The organism is Faecalibacterium sp. BCRC 81149, assembly GCF_022750605.1.
Taxonomy (GTDB): domain Bacteria; phylum Bacillota; class Clostridia; order Oscillospirales; family Ruminococcaceae; genus Faecalibacterium; species Faecalibacterium duncaniae.
This window is the reverse complement of the sequence record NZ_QXJA01000001.1, coordinates 143,675-163,697: the sequence shown is the minus strand read 5'-3', so window position 1 is coordinate 163,697 and position 20,023 is coordinate 143,675. Positions and strand designations below refer to the sequence as shown.

Annotated in this window: 20 protein-coding genes and 1 tRNA gene; 15 read left to right on the top strand and 6 right to left on the bottom strand. The window is 55.1% G+C overall.

Going from position 1 to position 20,023, the window contains the following annotated elements:
• Positions 1-29: 29 nt before the first annotated feature.
• The 4 genes from D3F01_RS00785 to asd all read right to left on the bottom strand — a co-directional run bounded on the left by D3F01_RS00785 (position 30) and on the right by asd (position 4,223).
• Positions 30-1,322 (bottom strand): CapA family protein, encoded by a 1,293-nt coding sequence (locus D3F01_RS00785; RefSeq protein WP_242885536.1) that lies wholly within the window; start codon positions 1,320-1,322, stop codon positions 30-32.
• Positions 1,323-1,368: 46 nt separating this feature from the next.
• On the bottom strand, positions 1,369-2,127 hold the full coding sequence (dapB, locus tag D3F01_RS00780) for a 4-hydroxy-tetrahydrodipicolinate reductase (RefSeq protein WP_098922361.1): 759 nt from the start codon (positions 2,125-2,127) through the stop codon (positions 1,369-1,371).
• A gap of 78 nt (positions 2,128-2,205) precedes the next feature.
• Positions 2,206-3,099, bottom strand: a complete 894-nt coding sequence (dapA, locus tag D3F01_RS00775; RefSeq protein WP_242885535.1) for a 4-hydroxy-tetrahydrodipicolinate synthase — start codon at positions 3,097-3,099, stop codon at positions 2,206-2,208.
• Between the two features lie 41 nt (positions 3,100-3,140).
• Positions 3,141-4,223 carry an aspartate-semialdehyde dehydrogenase gene (gene asd / locus D3F01_RS00770; protein ID WP_035394444.1) on the bottom strand — a complete coding sequence of 361 codons (1,083 nt, stop codon included), beginning with the start codon at positions 4,221-4,223 and terminating at the stop codon, positions 3,141-3,143.
• 153 nt (positions 4,224-4,376) lie between these two features.
• Between asd and queA the strand changes: the two genes are divergently transcribed.
• The 5 genes from queA (at position 4,377) to D3F01_RS00745 (ending at position 8,368) form a co-directional block, all read left to right on the top strand.
• Complete coding sequence (gene queA / locus D3F01_RS00765; protein ID WP_097771258.1) at positions 4,377-5,405, top strand: tRNA preQ1(34) S-adenosylmethionine ribosyltransferase-isomerase QueA; 1,029 nt, start codon at positions 4,377-4,379, stop codon at positions 5,403-5,405.
• 143 nt (positions 5,406-5,548) lie between these two features.
• Complete coding sequence (gene tgt / locus D3F01_RS00760; protein ID WP_097771961.1) at positions 5,549-6,694, top strand: tRNA guanosine(34) transglycosylase Tgt; 1,146 nt, start codon at positions 5,549-5,551, stop codon at positions 6,692-6,694.
• 83 nt (positions 6,695-6,777) lie between these two features.
• Positions 6,778-7,098, top strand: a complete 321-nt coding sequence (yajC, locus tag D3F01_RS00755) for a preprotein translocase subunit YajC (protein ID WP_097771124.1) — start codon at positions 6,778-6,780, stop codon at positions 7,096-7,098.
• Positions 7,099-7,163: 65 nt separating this feature from the next.
• The gene (locus tag D3F01_RS00750; protein WP_156058074.1) at positions 7,164-7,550 is read left to right on the top strand and encodes a TIGR04086 family membrane protein; all 387 of its coding nucleotides are present in this window, start codon (positions 7,164-7,166) and stop codon (positions 7,548-7,550) included.
• 35 nt (positions 7,551-7,585) lie between these two features.
• Positions 7,586-8,368, top strand: a complete 783-nt coding sequence (locus D3F01_RS00745) for a hypothetical protein (RefSeq protein WP_242885532.1) — start codon at positions 7,586-7,588, stop codon at positions 8,366-8,368.
• A 75-nt stretch (positions 8,369-8,443) separates the two neighbouring features.
• On the opposite strand, the gene D3F01_RS00740 is transcribed toward D3F01_RS00745, so the two are convergent.
• Positions 8,444-8,519, bottom strand: a tRNA-Thr gene (locus D3F01_RS00740).
• A 276-nt stretch (positions 8,520-8,795) separates the two neighbouring features.
• On the opposite strand from D3F01_RS00740, the gene D3F01_RS00735 reads away from it, so the two are divergent.
• Positions 8,796-9,236 (top strand): hypothetical protein, encoded by a 441-nt coding sequence (locus tag D3F01_RS00735; protein WP_156061151.1) that lies wholly within the window; start codon positions 8,796-8,798, stop codon positions 9,234-9,236.
• Positions 9,237-9,313: 77 nt separating this feature from the next.
• Here the strand turns inward: D3F01_RS00735 and D3F01_RS00730 are convergent, their stop codons facing one another.
• Positions 9,314-9,523: a hypothetical protein gene (locus D3F01_RS00730; protein WP_242885529.1), complete on the bottom strand. Its 210-nt coding sequence runs from the start codon at positions 9,521-9,523 to the stop codon at positions 9,314-9,316.
• A 427-nt stretch (positions 9,524-9,950) separates the two neighbouring features.
• On the opposite strand from D3F01_RS00730, the gene D3F01_RS00725 reads away from it, so the two are divergent.
• The 9 genes from D3F01_RS00725 (at position 9,951) to D3F01_RS00685 (ending at position 20,004) form a co-directional block, all read left to right on the top strand.
• Complete coding sequence (locus D3F01_RS00725; protein WP_005934239.1) at positions 9,951-10,823, top strand: sugar phosphate isomerase/epimerase family protein; 873 nt, start codon at positions 9,951-9,953, stop codon at positions 10,821-10,823.
• A 27-nt stretch (positions 10,824-10,850) separates the two neighbouring features.
• Complete coding sequence (locus D3F01_RS00720) at positions 10,851-12,077, top strand: Gfo/Idh/MocA family oxidoreductase (RefSeq protein ID WP_097771129.1); 1,227 nt, start codon at positions 10,851-10,853, stop codon at positions 12,075-12,077.
• Between the two features lie 56 nt (positions 12,078-12,133).
• The gene (locus D3F01_RS00715) at positions 12,134-13,144 is read left to right on the top strand and encodes a Gfo/Idh/MocA family oxidoreductase (RefSeq protein WP_242885527.1); all 1,011 of its coding nucleotides are present in this window, start codon (positions 12,134-12,136) and stop codon (positions 13,142-13,144) included.
• A 32-nt stretch (positions 13,145-13,176) separates the two neighbouring features.
• Entirely contained in the window at positions 13,177-14,064 is an 888-nt protein-coding gene (locus D3F01_RS00710) for a sugar phosphate isomerase/epimerase (RefSeq protein WP_005934249.1), read from the top strand.
• Between the two features lie 218 nt (positions 14,065-14,282).
• Complete coding sequence (locus D3F01_RS00705) at positions 14,283-15,245, top strand: PhoH family protein (RefSeq protein ID WP_035394446.1); 963 nt, start codon at positions 14,283-14,285, stop codon at positions 15,243-15,245.
• Between the two features lie 52 nt (positions 15,246-15,297).
• A complete protein-coding gene (ybeY, locus tag D3F01_RS00700; RefSeq protein WP_005934255.1) occupies positions 15,298-15,789 on the top strand; it encodes an rRNA maturation RNase YbeY in 492 nt (163 codons plus the stop codon).
• 51 nt (positions 15,790-15,840) lie between these two features.
• Positions 15,841-16,761 (top strand): GTPase Era, encoded by a 921-nt coding sequence (gene era, locus D3F01_RS00695; protein WP_097771259.1) that lies wholly within the window; start codon positions 15,841-15,843, stop codon positions 16,759-16,761.
• Positions 16,762-16,812: 51 nt separating this feature from the next.
• Positions 16,813-17,559 carry a DNA repair protein RecO gene (gene recO / locus D3F01_RS00690; RefSeq protein ID WP_242885524.1) on the top strand — a complete coding sequence of 249 codons (747 nt, stop codon included), beginning with the start codon at positions 16,813-16,815 and terminating at the stop codon, positions 17,557-17,559.
• Positions 17,560-17,592: 33 nt separating this feature from the next.
• Positions 17,593-20,004, top strand: a complete 2,412-nt coding sequence (locus D3F01_RS00685; RefSeq protein ID WP_242885522.1) for an endonuclease MutS2 — start codon at positions 17,593-17,595, stop codon at positions 20,002-20,004.
• The last annotated feature ends 19 nt before the right edge of the window (positions 20,005-20,023 follow it).

The following is a 20,023-nucleotide window of genomic DNA, read 5'->3' as shown; positions in this document are numbered from 1 at the left end:
ACTCCAATCTGCCCCAAAGGGCTGCAAATTCAGGCGAGCGCCAAAAACGCGCTGTTGATGTTGGTCTGTAATACGTTCTGAATGTACTCTATCCCAAAGCTAGGGTAGGCGGCCCGGACACCATGCGCCTGCGCCAGTTCCGACGTGTAATCCCGGAAGAGGTAGGTGCGGACGTTGGATTTACCGGCATCATAGTGGGTCACGGTGGGATGTAATTGCGGGGAAGCGACAGCGCAGCGAACGCTGCCATCCGGGTCCGTCGTCTTGTTCAGCTCCAGTGTCAGGATGGCGCCGATGAGTTGATCCGGTTTGCTCTGGGTGCTGAGGAAATTTCCCAGGGAATAGGCCACAAAGGTCTGGCGGCCATCCACAGAGGTCTTCCACTCGGCATCCTGCACCACATGAGGGTGCGTGCCCAGAATAACATCCGCACCCCAGTCGGAAAGCTGCTGGGCGAGATCCCGCTGGGTCTGGGTGATCTTGTGGCTGTCCTCCACGCCCCAGTGAACTCCCACCACCACGAAATCGGCCAGCTCACGCGCCCTGCGCACCTGTTGTTCCATCACATCCCGCTGGCTGGTGTAGATGACATTGGCCGTCATGGCACTGCTCTGCGGGATGCCATTGGTGTGGTCGGTGTAGGAGAGGTAGGCAATCGTCACACCGTTCACCGTCTGCAGGGGGATAGTACCATAATCGCTCTCTCCGTACCACAGGCCGGTCGTGACCACATCTTCCGGCATCTCGTCCCAGAACCGCAGTGTTGCTGCGATACCTTTGGCACCTTTATCGTAGGTGTGGTTGTTGGACAGACTGAACACCCGGATGCCTGCCCGGTAAAGAGCCTCTGCGCATTCACCGGGGGTAGAAAAGCAGGGATAGGTGGAAGGCTCCAGTTCCTTGCTGCAGAGCGTTTCCTGATTGATCCAGTTAACATCCTGCGCGGCATAAAAATCCAGCAGGTGCTCGTAGCAGTAGTCAAAATTATATCGCTGGCCTTCCGCTGCCCGGCGGGCTGCCTGTTTGTAGATGGGAGCATGGATCAGATTGTCCCCGGTGGCCGAAAAACGCAGTGTGGTTGTAACAGGCTGCGGTTCCGGTTCGGGCGGGGGAACGCTTTCAGCGGTCGAAGGCTCGTCCTCAAAAGGGCCAAGCACGATGCCGGGAGTCTGGAAGCGCCAGAAGCCAAAGCAGGCCAATGCCGCACCAGCCACCAGCAGCACTCCCATCATCCTCAGAAAAACGGGTTTTCGTTTTCGCCGGTTCTGCAGTTCGTGCCGCGAATGTCGTTTCGTGGGTGCAGCGTGTCTTGCCTGTTCCATTCCGTCAGCCCTCCTGCCGCTCAAAATGGTGGAAGACGCAGAGACCTTACAGCTCTGCGATCATGTTACCCATATTGTACAGGCCCGGCTCCTTTTTTGCAAGATAGACAGCAGCATTTATTGCGCCATTTGCAAAAACACTGCGGGAATATGCAGTATGCTTGAGGGTGATGACCTCGTCCGGACCGCAGAACAGCACCTCGTGGTCGCCCACGATGCTGCCTCCGCGCACGGAGCTGATGCCGATTTCCTTCGGGTCGCGCTTCTGGCGCACAGAGGAACGGTCGTACACATAATGATATGCGCCGTTGTTCTCTTCATTGATGGCATCGGCCAGCATCAGGGCAGTGCCGCTGGGGGCATCCAGCTTGTTGTGGTGGTGCTGCTCCACGATCTCCACATCATAGTCTGCACCCAGAATGGCCGATGCACGCTTGCACAGCTCCGACAGCAGGTTGATGCCGATGGACATGTTGGCGCTCTTGAACACGGGCACAATGCGGGACAGCTGCACCACCTTCAGCTGCAGCTCTTCGGAAAGGCCGGTGGTGCAGACCACGATGGGCATCTTGTGTGCTTCGCAATAGGTCAGTGCCTTTTCCACAGCAGCAGGAGCGCTGAAATCAATGATGACATCGCCCTTGCCGTCCAGCTTATCCAGACTGTCGTATACGGGGATGCCGTTCTGCTCACCGTCCTGCTGGTCGATCCCGGCGACCACGCGGCAGTCACTCCGGTTTGCAATCATCTCGCAGAGGGCGTGGCCCATCCGGCCGCCAATGCCCTGAATGATAATATCCGTCATTTTTGTTTCCTCGTTTTCTGTTGTAACGGCAAATGCCCGGGAGAAACCATTTCCACCGGGCATTGTGCGTTGTTTCGTTTATTCCTGAATCAGACCTTCGGCCTCCAGTGCCTGCTCGATCTTCTCCTTGTGGGCATCACTGGGCTCGACCAGCGGCAGACGGCAGGGACCGGCCTCCCAGCCCAGCACATTCATGGCGTACTTGACAGGGATGGGATTTACTTCGCAGAAGAGTGCATCCGCCAAGGGCAGGATCTCCAGCTGCAGCTTGCAGGCAGTTTTGGTGTCGCCCTCAAACCATGCCTTGCAGCAGTTGTGCACCAGCTCAGGCTTGACATTGGAGACCACACTGATGACACCCTTGCCACCCAGAGACAGCAAGGGGACCACCTGATCATCGTTGCCAGAGTAGATGTTCAGCTCATCGCCGCACAGCTGAGCGATCTTGGCCACCTGAGAGATGTTGCCGGAGGCCTCCTTGATGCCGTTGATGAGCGGATTCCGGCTCAGCTCCAGCGCTGTCTCGGGGGTGATGTTCAGGCCGGTACGGGAAGGTACATTATACAGGATAACAGGGATGCCGCCCGCCTCGGCCATAGCGGTAAAGTGAGCCACCAGACCTGCCTGCGTGGTCTTGTTGTAATAGGGGGTCACCAGCAGCAGGGCATCGGCACCGCAGGCAGCAGACTTTGCTGCCAGTGCACAGCCGTGATCGGTATCATTGGAACCAGCACCCGCAATAATAGGCACCCGGTGGTTGACCGTCTCGACCGTAAACTTGATGGCGGCCAGCTGCTCCTCATCGGTCATGGTAGAGCATTCGCCGGTAGTTCCGCAGATCACAATCGCATCGGTGCCCCGTGCGATCTGATCTTCAATGATGCGGCCCAGCTCATCAAAGTTGATGCTGCCATCTTCGTACATGGGGGTGATGATCGCCACCGCCGCGCCGGTAAAGACAGGATTCTTCATAGTATAAAACTCCTTTGTACGCTCCGTCAGGAACGTGTTGTTCAGTCAAAATAGCCCTTTGCAGCCAGCAGCTCGGCCAGCAGCACAGCACCGCCGGCAGCGCCGCGCAGGGTGTTGTGGCTCATGCAGGCGAACTTGTAGTCAAACAGGGTGTCCTCGCGCAGGCGGCCGATGCAGACAGCCATGCCATTCTCGGTGTTGCGGTCCAGCTTGGGCTGAGGACGGTCAGGCTCAGTGAAGTAGTGCAGGAACTGCTTGGGTGCGCTGGGCAGGTTCAGCTCCTGTGCAGGGCCGCGGAAGTTAGCCCAGGCCTCGAGCATCTGCTCCTGGGTGGGCTTTTTGTCAAAGCTTACAAACACGGCAGCAGTGTGGCCGTCAGAAACGGGAACACGGAAGCACTGCGCAGTGATCGTGGGCTTCTCGGCGTTGACGATCTGATCGCCCTCGATGTGGCCCCACAGCTTCAGCGGCTCGCGCTCGCTCTTTTCCTCCTCACCGCCGATGTAGGGGATGACGTTATCTACGATCTCGGGCATCCGGTCAAAGGTCTTGCCTGCACCGGAAATGGCCTGATAGGTGCAGACCAGAGCCTTGTTGACACCAAACTCCTTCATCAGAGGATGCAGGGCAGGCACATAACTTTGCAGGCTGCAGTTGGACTTGACCGCGATGAAGCCGCGTTTGGTACCCAGACGCTTGCGCTGGGCAGGGATGATCTCAATGTGGTCCGCGTTGATCTCAGGCACGACCATGGGAACATCCGGGGTAAAGCGGTTTGCGCTGTTGTTGGAGACCACAGGGCACTCGGCCTTTGCGTAAGCTTCTTCCAGTGCCTTGATCTCGGCCTTGGGCATATTGACTGCGCAGAAGATGAAATCGACCTGAGAAGCGACCTCTTCCACCTTGGCGGCATCCAGCACGACCATCTTCTTGACGCTCTCGGGCATCGGGGTAGTCATTGCCCAGCGGCTGCCAACGGCATCCTCATAGGTCTTGCCTGCGCTGCGGCCGGATGCGGCCAGCGTGGTCAGCTTGAACCAGGGATGATTCTCAAGCAGGGTCACAAAACGCTGCCCCACCATACCCGTTGCACCAACGATACCAACTTTATACTGTTTTTCCATTTCCAGCACCTTTCCTTTCAATAAAAGCAAATTTACATCGAACACGGCTTGCAAACCAGCCGACCTTGCAATATAATAGATACTGTTTATACAGATTTTATGATAACATTGATACGGCACTCGTGTCAATCATCGGAAAGGCAAATGCAAAGCATGTTAAAAAAAGATTTTTGGTACGATTTACCCAAAGAACTCATTGCACAGGAGCCTGCAGACCCCAGAGACTCGGCCCGGCTCATGGTTCTGAGCCAGAAGGACGACAGCATCCAGCACCGGATCTTCCGCGATCTGCCGGAATATCTTGAGCCGGGTGACCTGCTGGTGGTCAACAATTCCAAGGTGCTGCCCGCCCGCATCGTGGGTGTCAAGCAGCCCACCGGTGCTGTGTGTGAGCTACTGCTTCTGCGGCAGGTCAAGGGAGATCAGTGGGAGTGCCTGGCAAAGCCCGGCAAGCGGATGCAGCCCGGCACCAAGGTTAGTTTTGGTGACGGCACCCTGACCGCTGTGGTGGACGAAACGCTGGAGGATGGCAACAAGTTTGTTACATTCTATTATGACACCGAGACCCTTTATGAAAAACTGGATGAATTTGGCAAGATGCCATTGCCACCCTACATCACCAAGCAGTTGGAAGATCAGAGCCAGTATCAGACGGTCTATGCCAAGGAGCTGGGCAGCGCTGCTGCACCCACGGCAGGCCTGCACTTCACCCCGGAGCTGATGGATACCATCCGTTCCAAGGGTGTCGGCATTGCCGAGGTTACCCTGCATGTGGGTCTGGGAACCTTCCGCCCCGTGCAGGAGGACGAGATCACGGATCACAAGATGCACAGCGAGTGGTATTCCATCAGCGAGGAGACTGCTCAGCGCATCCGGGAAACCAAGGCCGCCGGGCACCGCGTGATCGCCGTTGGCACCACCAGCTGCCGCACACTGGAAGCCGCCGCCGCAAAATATGGCGAGATCAAGGCCTGCAGCGGCAATACCTCTATTTTTCTCTACCCGGGTGTCAAGTTCAACTGCATCGATGGCCTGATCACCAACTTCCACCTGCCGGAAAGCACCCTCATCATGCTGGTCTCTGCCCTCTACGGCTACGAAAAGACCATGGCTGCCTATAAAGTTGCCGTAGAGGAAAAGTACCGCTTCTTTTCCTTCGGCGATGCGATGCTGATCCTGTGATCCCTCAGCACCCGCTCTCCCAAAAGCCCAAAACACTGCCGGATCCGTTTCGGCAGCTCGGTATCCACCACTTCTGAACCTGCCGCCTGCCCGGCGGCACAAGGCTGTACGGCTGTTTTCCGTACACAGAAAGGAAAAAACTTATGCCTTCTTTGACCACTTTTAAGCTGCTCAAGCAGGAGCACAACGCCCGGCGGGGCGAGTTCAAGACCGTGCACGGCACGGTGCAGACCCCGGCTTTCCAGAATGTTGCCACCGCCGGTGCCATCAAGGGCGGCCTGTCCGCGCAGGATCTGCAGCAGATTGGCACCCAAGTGATGCTCTGCAACACCTACCACCTGCATCTGCGTCCCGGTGATCAGCTGGTAGCCGATATGGGCGGTCTGCACAAATTTACCCGCTGGAACGGGCCCATCCTGACCGACAGCGGCGGATTCCAGGTGTTCAGCCTTTCCAAGCTGCGCAAGATCACGGAGGAAGGCGTGACCTTTGCCTCCCATCTGGACGGCCACCGCATCTTTATGGGTCCTGAGGAGAGTATGCAGATCCAGGCAAATCTGGGTTCCACCATTGCAATGGCCTTTGATGAGTGTGTGGAGAATCCTGCCCAGCACGCATACTCCAAGGCCAGCTGTGAGCGCACCACCCGCTGGCTCAAGCGCTGCAAGGCTGAGATGGCCCGCCTGAAGCAGGAGGGCAAGGCCACCAACCCCGACCAGCTGCTGTTCGGCATCAATCAGGGATGTACCTTTGCTGACCTGCGTGTAGAGCACATGAAGCAGATCGCGGAGCTGGAGCTGGACGGCTACGCCATCGGCGGTCTGGCCGTGGGTGAGCCTGCTGAGGTGATGTACGAGATGATCAGCGAGGTGGAGCCTTATATGCCCAAGGATAAGATCCGCTATCTGATGGGTGTCGGTACCCCCGGCAACATGATCGAGGCTGTTTCCCGCGGCGTGGATCTGTTTGACTGCGTCATGCCCAGCCGCAATGCCCGCCATGGACACCTGAACACCTGGGGCGGCATCATCAATATCAAAAACGCAAAGTATGAGCGTGACGAGCGCCCCATTGACCCCACCTGTGGCTGCCCGGCCTGCCGGAACTACTCTCGTGCCTATATCCGCCACCTGTTCAAGGCAGAGGAGCTGCTGGGCATGCGTCTGGCCGTTATGCACAACCTGTGGTTCTACAACCACCTGATGGAGCGCATCCGCGATGAACTGGATGCAGGCACCTTTACCGCCTTCCATGACCGTTATGTCAAGCTGCTGGATACAAGAATTTGAGCTTTTTCATGCTTTTCCCTTGCAAGAGGGCGCAGAAGCGGTTATAATGAGTTTATCTGAATTTTGAGAGGAGACTTTGTCCCATGCAATTTCTGACTACTACCACTGAAAGCTATATCAGCCTGTTCTTCACCCTGGCTCTGATGCTGGTCCTGCTCTACTTTATGATCTATCGTCCCCAGAAGAAGCAGGAGAAGAAGGATGCTGCCATGCGTGCAGCTCTGGAGATCGGTGATCAGGTCGTGACCATCGGCGGTATTGTTGGCCGTGTGGTCGCCATCAAGGAGGACACCTTTGTTCTGGAGACCGGTTCCGACCGTGTGAAGATCCGCTTCACCAAGAATGCGATCAGCTCTGTTGAGAAGCTGAACATGGACAATGCTCCTGCCAACGCAAAGAAGTAATCTCTAAAAGCAAGGTCTTTTTTACCCGCCCCTCTGCATACAGTAGTGCAGGGAGGCGGGTTTTTATGTTGGAACAGAAGAAGCTACCCATCCTGGAAGCACTGGCCGCATTCGGCATTGGTGGGATATTCACCGCCGCTTGCATGGCCGGGCTGGCCTACCTGATGGCAAACCAGAGCCTTGCGCAGAGCACTGCCTGGCCCATGGTCAGTGCCATTGTCTGTGCCGGGAGCTTTTGCAGCGGCTGGCTCATGGCGTTTTTCTATCACAGCAGAGGCCTTATCTGCGGTGCTGTACAGGGCGGACTGTTTGTTCTGCTTCTGCTGGGGTTCGGCCTTTCGGAGGGCATTGAACCAACGGAAATGCAGCTGGCCCGCTTTGCACTGGTGTTTGTCTTTGGCTGTCTGGGCGGGGTGTTCAGTATCCTGCGTACAGAACGGCACCGGCATTGAGAATTTACAGCAGAAAAACAGGAGGACAGGGAAGTATGTGGGTCTATCAGGAAACACCGGAAGCCGCAGCGGAAAAGGCACTGCCCGAAGCGATCCTGCCGACAGCACAGGAAGAGCCGTTAAAACAGAAGAACCGTGGAGTTCTTCCTGAGACAGCGCAGGAAGAAAGACGATCCATCCCGGCGGCGTTCTCTGAGAGTCGCGGAAATACACCGGAGAGAGCCGCTGCACGCCGCAGCAAGCCGAGTGAGGGGATTGCCCTTCTGGCGGCGGCGTACCTTCTGGGGACCTTTCTGGCGGGTGTGGCGGCAGCGCGTTGCGTGGCAGGCGATGCCGAAACGCTTTCCTATTACCTGAACTGCTGGCAGAACCTGTTTTCCGTGCAGGATGCCGCCGGAGCAGTGCGCCTGTTCCGAACTGAATTTTTCACTGTGGCAGGTGCACTGACGGCAGTGCTGTTCCTGGGGCTTTCCGCCCTGGGGCCGCTGCCCATCTTCCTTTTTACGATGCTGTATGGGACAGGCTCCGGATTGCTTTCCTCCAGGCTGCTTGTGGATTTGAACCCACGGACAGCATTTGTGCTGCTCTGCGTCTGCGGTATCCCTGCATCCCTTGCGACCGGAACGCTGTGCACGTTCGGCGCATCCGCACTGCAGGTAAGCGGAAGGCTCTGTTCAGCCGCATTCGGGCGTGGAGGACAGGCCCCCAGCACAGGCGCGCTTTTGGGTCAGTTCGCCCGGATGCTATTTCTGCTCCTGCCGCTTTGCGGTGCGGCAGTGGGGATGCTGTATCTGGCAGGGCAGGCGAAACTTATATGAGCTGAAAAGAGAAATGTCTGGACAAAAAACTCCCGAAAACCAGCCTCATAAGCTGATTCTCGGGAGTTTTTATTTTGGAGCTACTGGCCGGACTTGAACCGGCGGCCTGTTCATTACGAGTGAACTGCTCTACCAACTGAGCCACAGTAGCAAATGTTTCGCAACGATAGATAGTTTAGCATAAAAGAAAATAACTGTCAAGATTTCTTTTTGAAAAAACGCTTTCAGTGAAATCAAATTGCTTTTTTTAGAGAATATGGTACAATAAAGCCAATCATTTTGAGGAAGGAGCTGAACACAACGCACAATGTACACGAACCATATCAACCCCGTTGCGCAGAAAAATCAGGATGCATTTTGCACGGCACTGTTTCAGCTTTTAATGAAAAAGCCGCTGGAAAAGATCTCCGTCACAGAGCTGTGTCACATGGCAGACCTTGACCGGACAACCTTTTACCGCAGTTTTGAATCCAAGGATGACGTGCTGGATTATTATCTCGACCGGCAGATGACCCTGCTTGCGGGGCAGTTGCCTGCATACAGTACCCTGGAAAAAAACCTGACTGCGCTGTTCCGCTGGACGTATGCGGAGCGAAAGAATCTTTGTATCCTGATGGATTGCCATCTGACCAGCTTTTTCAGCGATGCGTTGAGTGAGAAGATCATTCTTGTTCTGATCTCCAATATCGAATTCGGGGACGCAAGACAATTTGTGCCATGGCCCGTTTCATTGCCGGGCGAAAACCGATACTTCCGGAACTCGTTCATCGGTGCCTATATGGGTTTTTTCAACAGCTGGCGCTATGGAAACTTTGCAGAACGACCAGAGGATCTGGCCAAATGTATGGCTTCGTTCTATCTTCACTGAGGAGGGTGAGACGGGATGGCGGACTTGCGGAAAGCGGAGTTGTTCCCAGCGGATGCATTTGGCTTGTTCTATCTACATCAACCAGCATTACGCGGGGTCAGGCGGCAGAGCACTTCATTGTTATATTCATCCACCGGGTGGCCGTCTGCGATCTCTTTCTTGAGGCGTTCGTAAAGAGCTTTGTTCTCTTCCTCGGTCTCATCCGCAGGCAGATACAGGCGGTTCTCCTCCCAGGGGATATCAGCGGAATTGCGCAGGACAGGGGTCTCAGTCTTCGTCTTGGACATGGGTTTGAACTCCTTTGATTGGTCTGAAAACAACTCAAACCTGCCCATGGGGGACAGGCCTTTTCGATTTTTAAAAGTCTGCCACGGCCCTTAAGAATCAAAGGAGCCGATCTCCAAGACCTAATATATCAGTTTGTTCGATGTTTGTCGTGTGTAAATCCTGTGCCGTTTACATTGTAAATCCTGCTGCTCTGTTTTTTGCTGCCAAGAAATCGAAGTCAAAGATGGACATTTTGCACAGTTTTTCTCCCTTTTTCACCCCACAAGATTGGTTTGAGGCACCTTATTTTATGATATGCAACAAAACAACAAATTCTGTTGCACGATGTGCTAAAAAAACCGAAAAAGATTTGTGCGGCATTTTTTTAACAATTGTGATATATTAGTTATAGTAAGGCTTGTATCCTACACAAAAAAGGAGATTTTTATGAAGGATATTTATATTTCCGGCTTTGCCGACGAGATCAGCTCTTCTTTTGATGAGCAGCTCAAGACAGTCCGTGAGCTTGGAATGCAGTACATCAGCCTGCGCAGTGCAGATAAAAAGGGAATCGCTGACTTTACCGTTGAGGAAGTCAAGACCGATCTGCTGCCCCGCCTGCAGGCCGCTGGTGTTGGCGTTTCCAGCCTGGGCAGTCCCATTGGCAAGGTCAAGATCGATGATGAAGAGGGCTTTGAAAAGCAGTGTGCTCAGTTGGAAACGCTGTGCGAGATCGCTAAGGTCCTGAATTGCAAGTACATCCGCATGTTCAGCTTCTTTATGCCGGAAGGCAAGGATCCTGCCGACTATCGTGACGCTGTCATCGAGAAGCTGCGCAAGTTCATTGCCATTGCTGAGAAGCACGACGTGATCCTGATGCACGAAAACGAGAAGGATATCTATGGTGATGTTCTTTCCCGCTGTGTTGACCTGATGCAGACGCTGAACAGCGCACACTTCAAGTCCGCATTCGACTTTGCAAACTTTGTACAGTGCGGCGAGGATACCGCCAAGTGCTGGGATGCTCTCCGTCCGTACATTGTATATATCCACATTAAGGATGCCGTTTCTACCGACAAGGAGAATGTGCTCTGCGGTACCGGCGAGGGAAAGATTCCTGAGCTGCTGCACAAGGCCATTGTGGAAGAGGGCTATACCGGCTTCCTGACCCTTGAGCCGCATCTGGTGCTGTTTGACAGCCTGCAGAGCCTTGAGACCACGGATGCAAAGAACATCATCCGTGAGAACAAGTACAAAAACGGTGCTGAAGGTTACGCCGCACAGTATCACGCACTGTGCGATATTCTGGCAAAATTCTAACGTAACAGAAAAAAGGAGAAGATTCAAATGGAAAAGACTGAAGGAAAGATTCGTTATGGCCTGATCGGTATCGGTGCTCAGGGCGGCAGCTATGCTCGCTTCCTGACCAACGCTCCCGCTCCGTTCCCCGGCATGGTCTGCGCACCGTGCCCGGACAACTGCGCACTGGGCGCTCTGTGTGATATCGACCCCGAGAAGGAGAAGATGTGCAAGGAGCAGTACCCCGATGTGCCCTTCTTCAAGGATTGGAAGGATATGATCGCCAGCGGCACTGTTGATGCCATCATCACCACCGTTCCTCACTACCTGCACCACGAGATCTCCATCTACGCTATGGAGCATGGCATGAACGTTCTGTGCGAGAAGCCCGCCGGTGTCCGCAGCAAGGATGTTCAGAAGATGATCGCCTGCGCTAAGGCTCATCCCGAGGTTTCCTTCGGCATCATGTTCAACCAGCGTACCAACAAGCTGTATCAGAAGATCAAGGAAATCGTTGCCAGCGGTGAGCTGGGCGAGATCCGCCGCTCTCAGTGGATGATCAACTCCTGGTGGCGTCCTGACAGCTACTACCAGCAGAGCGCATGGCGTGCTACCTGGGGTGGCGAAGGCGGCGGTGTCCTGGTCAACCAGGCTCCCCATCAGCTCGACCTGTGGCAGTGGATCTGCGGTATTCCCGTGAAGGTCTTCTCCAAGAACATCAACGGCTGCCATCGTGACATCGGCGTTGAGAACGACGTGACCATGCTGGTCGAGTTCGCTAACGGCGCTACCGGCACCTTTACCACCTGCACCCACGATGCCATCGGCACCGATCGTCTGGAGATCGACCTGGACGGCGGCAAGATCGTTGTTGACAACAGCAAGACCGCTCACGTCTACCACTATATCGACAAGGAAGGCAACCCCTGCACTGAGGATTACCTGAACGAGCACATGAGCATGATGGAAGTTGCCATGCTGACCAGCGGCAACGGTGCAGGCTCCAAGCTGTACACCGAAGAGACCTTTGAGAACAACGATGGCTGGGGCTTCCAGCACACCACTGTTATGCAGAACTTTGCTGCTCACATCCTGACCGGCAGCCCGCTGCTGGCTCCCGGCGAGGACGGCATCAACGGTGTCAACCTGGCAAACAGCAGCCAGCTGTCTGCATGGACCGGCCGCGAGGTCTCCAACCCCTGCGATCCCGAGGAGTATGCTGCTGAGCTGAACAAGCTGATCGAGGCTGAGGGCAAGTTCCCCGTCCGCGAGTAATCAGTATCCCTGAAAAAAGCAATGCCTGTTCCAGGCTTACAAGGAGTTGCGTTTCCATGAAAAGAGCTGCGATCATTGGCTGCGGCACCATCTTTCAGGTTCATCTGCCCATCATTGTGGCAAATCCTGAAATCGAACTGTGTGCCGTGTGCGATAACAATCCCGCTGTGCAGGAAAAGCTGCCTGCTGCAGCAAAGGCCGTGCCGTTCTATACGGACTATGAGGAGCTTCTGGAAAAGGAGCATCCCGATGTGGTACATCTCTGCCTGCCGCATTACCTGCATGTGCCCGTGTCGGAGTATTTTGCTTCCCACGGTGTGAATGTCTTCTGCGAGAAGCCGGTGGGGCTGAACACCGCACAGGCCAAGGAGTTTGTGGAATTTGAGGCTGCGCACCCTGAGGTTAAGATCGGCATCTGCCTGCAGAATCGTCTGAACCGCACCACCGTTGAATTGAAAAAGATCATCGATGGCGGCGAATATGGCAAGGTCATCGGCTGCCGCGGCTTTGTACCCTGGTTCCGCGGCAAGGCTTACTATGACGAACAGCCCTGGCGTGGCCAGCTGAAAACTGCTGGCGGCGGCTGCATGATCAACCAGAGTGTTCACACGCTGGATCTGCTGTATTATCTGTGCGGCGACATCGATGCCATCCATGGCTCAGTGAATCAGCTGGCAGATTACGGCATTGAGGTCGAGGACACCGTGGCTGCCCGCCTGCACTTTGCTAATGGTGCAAACGGTGTGTTCTTTGCCACCAACTGTGATTACACCAACGAGAGCGTCCAGATCAAGGTTGCCTGTGAAAAGGCTTCCTTCCTGATCGAGGATGATGCCCTGTTCCGGATTGATGCAGATGGCGTGCGCACCAGGCTGTGCGAGAATGAGAAGCTGCCCGGTGCCAAGTTCTATTTTGGTGCTTCTCATGGCATCCTGATCGACAAGTTTTACCGCGCCATTGAGAACAACACGGACGATTACATCCATGTAAGAGATGCGGAAATGAGCATCCGGCTGATTGATGCCATCCATGCAAGCAGCAAGGCTGGCCATCCCGTTGCTCCGTGACCGCAAAACACAGATAGAAGGAGAAATGAACCATGGCAAACAAAGGTTTGATCGGTGTTCAGATGAGCACCATTGCCCCCGCTAAGATGCCTCACTTTGACGCATACGAGAGCATGGGCAAGCTGGCTGATATCGGCTATCACTGCGTTGAGATCTCTCAGGTCCCCATGACCGCTGAGAATGTTGCAGGCTTCCGCAAGGCTATCGATGAGCTGGGCCTGAATGTCTCTTCCTGCACCGCATCCACCTCTCCCATGCTGCCCGGTATGCCCGGCGAGTTCCTGTGCAATCCCGACGACTATAAGAAGATCGTCGAGGACTGCCGTAAGCTGGACTGCGATATGCTGCGCATCGGCATGCTGCCCATGACCTGCATGGGCAACTACCAGAAGGCTGTGGATTTCGCCAAGGAAGCAAATGAGTATGCTCTGAAGCTGAAGGAAGACGGCATCGATCTGTACTACCACAACCATCACGTGGAGTTCGTTCGTTACGACGGCGAGTTCCTGCTGGACATCATCCGCGCAAATGCTCCTGCTCTGGGCTTTGAGCTGGACAGCCACTGGATCCACCGCGGCGGCCAGGACCCTGTTAAGTTCATCAAGAAGTATGCCGGCAGCATCCGTCTGGTCCACCTGAAGGATTACCGCATCGGTGAGATGCCCATCCCCGAGGGCGGCGTGGACTTCACCAGCAAGGAAGGCATGATGAAGTTCATGAGCAACTTCACCAACATTGTGCAGTTTGCTGAGGTTGGCGAAGGCACTCTGGATATGCCCGCTATCATCCAGGCTGGCCTGGAGGGCGGCGGCGAGTACTTCCTGGTGGAGCAGGATGACTGCTATGGCCGTGATCCGTTCGATAGCCTGAAGATCAGCCACGACAATCTGGTCAAGATGGGCTTCGGTGACTGGTTCTAATTGAAAAGTTTCTGAGGAGTCGTTTTTTACGATCCAATAAATGAAATCGATGCTGTTTTGCAGAAATGCAGAGCAGCATCGATTTTTTATGTTTCAGGGTTCTGCTTTGTAACACGCTCCAAAATGTTGAAAATATTTTGTGCAAGTTTCACAGTTTTCTATTTGAGCCTTTGGTGGTACAATAGATGTGGAAATTCATAAACCGCTGGAGGAGCTACATGGCCGAAAAAAGTATTGAGTTGGATAGTGTGGAGATCGCCGCTGCCATCTTTGGCAACTGTGACCGCAACATTCGTCTATTGGAAAAGGAGTTCTCTGTCACGGCAGTCTGCCGGGGTACGATGCTTCGCCTCTCTGGCGAGGAGGCCAATGTGGCTGCTGCTGTGCGTGCCGTGGAGGGGATGCTGCTCCTGATCGAAAACCACACGCCGCTGGAGGATCAGACGGTGCGCTACTGCCTGAGCCTTGCTCACGATGGAAAGGAGCAGCGTGTCCGGGAGCTGACTGAGGATTTTGTCACGGTCACAGTCAAGGGCCGCCCCATCCGCCCCAAGACACTGGGACAGAAGGAATATCTGAATGCTATCCGCAAGAATGCTGTGACCTTTGGCGTAGGTCCCGCCGGTACCGGCAAGACCTACCTGGCCGTTGCGATGGCGGTCAAAGCGTTCAAGGCCAAGGATGTTTCCCGCATTGTGCTGACCCGCCCCGCCGTGGAAGCAGGCGAGAAGCTGGGCTTTTTGCCCGGTGACCTGCAGCAGAAGGTAGACCCTTACCTGCGCCCTCTCTACGATGGCCTGTTCGATATGCTGGGTGCCGAGACCTATGAGCGCCTGGTGGAAAAGCAGATCATTGAGGTTGCTCCGCTGGCATATATGCGCGGCCGCACGCTGGATGATTCCTTTATCATCCTGGATGAGGCGCAGAATACCACACCGGAGCAGATGAAGATGTTTCTGACCCGTATGGGTGTAGGTTCCAAGGTGGTTGTGACCGGCGATGTGACCCAGATCGATCTGCCGGACCGTACCCGCAGCGGCCTTGTGGATGCGCTGCACATTCTCAAGAACGTGGATGGCATTGCACAGTGCTATTTTACGGAGAAGGATGTTGTCCGCCATCGTCTGGTGCAGGAGATCATCAAGGCCTACGAAGCGGCTGCGCACCCGGCTAAGCGTTGAAACCGACGCGGAAAGCTGCAATTGCAGCATAAAATGAAGGGAGAGGAATGTTATGTCCAATAAAGTTTTGATCACCAATTCACAGAAAGCCGTAAAAGTACCTTCTGGCCTGCGGATCCTGATCCGCCGTGCCTGCAATGCTGTGCTGGAATATGAGCACTTCGATGAGCCTGCTGAGATCAGCGTGACTTTTGTGGATAACGCTGCCATTGCAGAGCTGAACAACCAGTACCGCAACAAGCCGATGCCCACCGATGTGTTGAGCTTTCCTCTGGGAGAAAACGGCGTTTACGATGTGGATGAGAACAACGGCTGCAAGATGCTGGGGGATATCGTCATCAGCATGGAACGTGCTCAGGAGCAGGCAACGCTCTACGGCCATCCGTTGCAGCGAGAAGTCGCTTTCCTGACCGTTCACTCCATGCTGCATCTGCTGGGCTACGACCATGAGAACGGTGGTCTGGAAGCCATGCGGATGCGCGAAAAGGAAGAGGCTGTGCTGACCCAGCTTGGCCTGCCCCGCACCGTCAGCTATACGGAATGATCAAAGATATCGGCAAAGGATAGGAGTTCTATTTTGAAAAACGCAGCACCCATGCAGCAGCATTACGATACCTCATCTGTGTTCGTGGCGGTCATCGGCCGCCCGAACGTGGGCAAATCCAGCCTGACCAATCGTCTGGTGGGGGAGAAGGTGGCCATTGTCACCTCCAAACCCCAGACGACCCGCACCCGTATCACCGGCGTTGTGACCCGCGGCCCCCTGCAGTATGTTTTGCTGGACACCCCGGGCGTGCATAAGGCCCACAATAAGCTTGGCAAGCGGATGGACAAGACGGCCAGCGATTCCATCGCGGATGTGGATGTTTCCATGATGCTGTTTGAGCCATACGGTGCCCTGAATGAGCCGGAAATGGTTCTGGTGGACGCTCTGCGCAGCAGCGGCGGCCCGGCCATTGCAGTCATCAATAAGACCGATCTTGTCAAGGAGCCTGCTGATCTGGAAGCCCGCAAGGCTGAGCTCAAGGAGCTGGGTGTGTTTGATGCCATTTACACCGTAAGCGTCCGGGCAGACGACCACTGTGAGGAACTGTTCGATGCCCTGAGCCACTATGCTGTGGAGGGCCCGCACTATTTTGACGATGATGCCTACACCGATATGCCGGAAAAGGAACTGGTGGCGGAGGTCATCCGTGAAAAGGCACTGCTGTATATGCGGGATGAGATCCCGCACGGCATTGCAGTCGTGGTGGAGCGCTTCAAGGAGCGCCCTGGTACAGATCTGGTGGATATCGATGTAAATATCTACTGCGAGCGCGAGAGCCATAAGGGCATGGTCATTGGAAAGGGTGGTGCGATGCTGAAAAAGATTGCCAGCTCTGCCCGTGCGGACTGTGAGGAGTTTCTGGGCTGCCGGGTCAACCTGCAGTGCTGGGTCAAGGTCAAAGCAGATTGGCGGGACAATGAGTTTCTGCTGAACAACTTTGGCTTCAAACAGAACCCGAATAATCGTTGATTTTTCTCTTTGCATTGCCCGGGACACTGCCCGGGCAGGGAGAATATGCAGATGGATACGATCGTAACACCTGGGCTTGTGCTAAAAGAGACCAGGTATAAGGAATCTGACCGGATTCTGACCATTCTTACACCGGAGCTGGGAGTTATTTCGGCCTCAGCACAGAGCAGCCTGCGGCTGAAGAACAAATTATTCAGCGCCTGCGGGCTTTTTTGCTACTCGGAATTTGTGCTGCTGCCCGGCCGGAATATGTACACCATCCGAGAAGCGGAAGTGCGCAACGTATTTCACGGCATTTCCTCCACCATCGAGGGGATGAGCCTTGCCATGTATCTTGCCGAGATGGCAGCAGCACTTTCTCCTACGGGGGAGGAAGCTGCCAGGGAATTGCGCCTGCTGCTGAACTGCCTGTATATGATCAGCGAGGGTAAAACCGACCTGCGTGTGGTCAAGGCTGTGTTTGAGCTGCGCACCATGAGCGAGTGCGGCTTTCTGCCGCAGTTGGTCTGCTGCAAGATCTGTGAAAAATACGATGGCCCAGCGTTTTATCTTGATCCGCAGGAAGGCATCCTGCTCTGTGAGGACTGTGCGCAAAAGGCGGGCAAGGCCTGCAATCTGGACACAGGTGCCCTGTATGCCCTGCGTCATATCTGCCTTGTAGAGGATAAGAAAATATTTGCATTCAAGATTTCGGTCGGCAGTCTGGCAAAGCTGTCCATAGTGGCCGAGCGCTACGCTTTGACCCACTTGGACAAGCCGCTGAAAAGTTACGACTTTTTGAAATCCGTTCTGCCTTGACCGGGATAAACAATTTTGATATAGGGAACAAACATGGAAACAAGCTATTTGAAAACTTTGGAGCTTGATAAGATCATTGCGCGTGCATCCGAGGGCTGCGTGTGCAAGGAAGCTAGAGATCAGCTGCTGGCTCTGGAACCTCAGTGCGACCCCGATGAGGTACGTTACGCGCTGGAACAGACCGATGCCATCAACAGCCTGCTCATCAAAAACGGATCTCCGCGCTTTGGCGGGGTAGATGGTGTCAGCTCTTTAGTAGCCCGTGCAGTCAAGGGCGGTGTGCTCTCCATGGGGGAGCTGCTGATGGTGGCCGGCGCTCTGCGCAACTTTCAGAACCTGACCAGCTGGTATGGCTCATCGGAACATGATCCTCTGCCTACAGATGATTTGTTCTACGCGCTGGCACCTCAGCCCGGGCTGGAGCAGCAGATCTCCAGCGCCATTCTGGCTCCGGATGCCATGGCAGACACGGCTTCCCACACCCTGAACGAGCTGCGCAAAAAGATCCGCGCTACGGAAAACAGCATCCGCGATCGGCTGGAAAGCATGGTCCGCAATATGGATACCTCTAAGTATTTGCAGGAGAGTGTGGTCTCCATTCGCAATGGACGGTATGTTGTGCCCGTTAAGAGCGAGTATCGCGGCGAGGTGAGCGGCATCATCCATGATGTCTCGTCCACCGGTGCTACTGTCTTTGTGGAGCCGCAGGCGGTTGTGGAAGCAAATGCACGCATTCTGCAGTATCGTGCACAAGAAGCGCAGGAGATCGAACGCATTCTGGTGGCATTTACGGCACAGGTAGCCGCCATTGAGCCTCAGTTCCAGTACAGCTACAAGGCAATGCTGGAAATTGATGTGCTGTTGGCAAAGGCTCGTCTGGCTCTGGATATGAAGGCATTCAAGCCCTCTGTCCGCACCGACAGCTCCTTTTCACTCATCCGGGCGCGTCATCCGCTCATCGACCCCAAAAAGTGTGTACCTGTAGACATTGCGTTGGGTAAAGAGTACGATTCGCTCATCATCACCGGCCCGAACACCGGTGGTAAAACCGTCACCCTGAAAACGGCGGGTCTGCTGTGTGCAATGGCACAGTGCGGCTTCCTGATCCCTGCCGATGAACGCAGTGAGATCTGCGTGTTCGATGAATTCCTTGTGGACATCGGTGATGAGCAGAGCATCGAACAGAGCCTTTCTACTTTCTCCGGCCACATGAAGAAGATCACCGGTATTCTGGAACTTGCCATGCCGCACACGTTGGTGTTATTGGATGAGCTTGGCGCGGGTACTGACCCTGCCGAAGGTGCAGCGCTGGCCGTGGCCATCATCGAGGAACTGCGCCGCCGTGGTGTGCTGCTGATGGCGACCACTCACTACGCCGAGCTGAAGGTATTTGCGCTGGAAACCAAGGGTGTAGTCAATGCCAGCTGCGAGTTTGATCTGGAGACACTGCGCCCGACTTACAAGCTGAGCGTAGGTGTGCCCGGCAAGTCCAACGCCTTCCTCATCAGTGAGAAGCTGGGCATCCCGGAGCGTGTCATTGAGGCAGCCCAACAGCATCTGTCTGCCGAGGATAAGCGTCTGGATGCAGTTTTGGGCCAGCTGGACGACCTGAAGCTGCAGCTGAAGGAGAGCCAGGACGAGGTGGAGGAGCTGAAGAACGAGGCTTCTCACCAGCTGGAGGCCGCTCAAAAAAAGCGGGATGAATTGATCCAGCAGGGCGAAAACGAGTTGGAAGCTGCCCGTGCCAAGGCCCGTGCGCTGGCACAGCAGGTGGAAAGCAAGGCGTATGCACTGACCGATGAGCTGCGCCAGCTGCAGAAGGACGAGCGTCTGAGCACCCAGCAGAAAGCCCAGCGTGCCCGCGAGATCGCAAAGAAAGAATCCGAAAAGCTCTTTATCGGTACCGAGGTGGTGCATAACCCTGTCAAGGAGTTTGTCCCACTGAAAGAAGTCAAGGTAGGGCAGGAGGTCTGCATTGCAGAGCTCAACCAGCTGGCCACCGTGCTGGCTCTGCCGGATAAAAACGGCGATGTTCTGGTGCGTGCCGGCATCATCAAGACCAAGGTCCCGCTCAAGGGCCTGAAGCAGCCGGATAAGCTCATCAAAGAGCCTCAGCCCAAAACCAAGGCACAGCAGCGCTATTCCCGCCTGACGGGCGATGCAAACCGGCCCAACGGCAGGGTAGAGCGTGTGCAGCGTTCGGCCAAAATGGAACTGAATCTGCTGGGCCTGACTGTGGATGAAGCTCTGCCTGAGGTGGATGCTTATATCGATCGCGCCATTCTGAACGGGCAGACAGTGGTGTATCTGATCCATGGCAACGGTACCGGTGCTCTGCGCACCGCGATTCATAAACATCTGCGCGGCAACCGGATGGTCAAAAGCTTTCGGCTGGGCCGTTACGGTGAGGGCGAGAGCGGTGTGACCGTGGTTGAATTGAAGTAAAAACATACCGGGAGTTTCC

What these genes read in the sequence shown, in the direction of transcription:
- D3F01_RS00685 (WP_242885522.1), top strand. Translation starts at nt 17,593, where the DNA reads ATGGAAACAAGCTATTTGAAAACTTTGGAGCTTGATAAGATCATTGCG.
- D3F01_RS00725 (WP_005934239.1), top strand. Translation starts at nt 9,951, where the DNA reads ATGAAGGATATTTATATTTCCGGCTTTGCCGACGAGATCAGCTCTTCT.
- era (WP_097771259.1), top strand. Translation starts at nt 15,841, where the DNA reads ATGCAGCAGCATTACGATACCTCATCTGTGTTCGTGGCGGTCATCGGC.
- D3F01_RS00710 (WP_005934249.1), top strand. Translation starts at nt 13,177, where the DNA reads ATGGCAAACAAAGGTTTGATCGGTGTTCAGATGAGCACCATTGCCCCC.
- D3F01_RS00715 (WP_242885527.1), top strand. Translation starts at nt 12,134, where the DNA reads ATGAAAAGAGCTGCGATCATTGGCTGCGGCACCATCTTTCAGGTTCAT.
- D3F01_RS00735 (WP_156061151.1), top strand. Translation starts at nt 8,796, where the DNA reads ATGGCAGACCTTGACCGGACAACCTTTTACCGCAGTTTTGAATCCAAG.
- D3F01_RS00705 (WP_035394446.1), top strand. Translation starts at nt 14,283, where the DNA reads ATGGCCGAAAAAAGTATTGAGTTGGATAGTGTGGAGATCGCCGCTGCC.
- ybeY (WP_005934255.1), top strand. Translation starts at nt 15,298, where the DNA reads ATGTCCAATAAAGTTTTGATCACCAATTCACAGAAAGCCGTAAAAGTA.
- dapA (WP_242885535.1), bottom strand. Translation starts at nt 3,099, where the DNA reads ATGAAGAATCCTGTCTTTACCGGCGCGGCGGTGGCGATCATCACCCCC.
- dapB (WP_098922361.1), bottom strand. Translation starts at nt 2,127, where the DNA reads ATGACGGATATTATCATTCAGGGCATTGGCGGCCGGATGGGCCACGCC.
- recO (WP_242885524.1), top strand. Translation starts at nt 16,813, where the DNA reads ATGGATACGATCGTAACACCTGGGCTTGTGCTAAAAGAGACCAGGTAT.
- D3F01_RS00745 (WP_242885532.1), top strand. Translation starts at nt 7,586, where the DNA reads ATGTGGGTCTATCAGGAAACACCGGAAGCCGCAGCGGAAAAGGCACTG.
- tgt (WP_097771961.1), top strand. Translation starts at nt 5,549, where the DNA reads ATGCCTTCTTTGACCACTTTTAAGCTGCTCAAGCAGGAGCACAACGCC.
- queA (WP_097771258.1), top strand. Translation starts at nt 4,377, where the DNA reads ATGTTAAAAAAAGATTTTTGGTACGATTTACCCAAAGAACTCATTGCA.
- D3F01_RS00750 (WP_156058074.1), top strand. Translation starts at nt 7,164, where the DNA reads ATGTTGGAACAGAAGAAGCTACCCATCCTGGAAGCACTGGCCGCATTC.
- D3F01_RS00720 (WP_097771129.1), top strand. Translation starts at nt 10,851, where the DNA reads ATGGAAAAGACTGAAGGAAAGATTCGTTATGGCCTGATCGGTATCGGT.
- D3F01_RS00730 (WP_242885529.1), bottom strand. Translation starts at nt 9,523, where the DNA reads ATGTCCAAGACGAAGACTGAGACCCCTGTCCTGCGCAATTCCGCTGAT.
- asd (WP_035394444.1), bottom strand. Translation starts at nt 4,223, where the DNA reads ATGGAAAAACAGTATAAAGTTGGTATCGTTGGTGCAACGGGTATGGTG.
- yajC (WP_097771124.1), top strand. Translation starts at nt 6,778, where the DNA reads ATGCAATTTCTGACTACTACCACTGAAAGCTATATCAGCCTGTTCTTC.
- D3F01_RS00785 (WP_242885536.1), bottom strand. Translation starts at nt 1,322, where the DNA reads ATGGAACAGGCAAGACACGCTGCACCCACGAAACGACATTCGCGGCAC.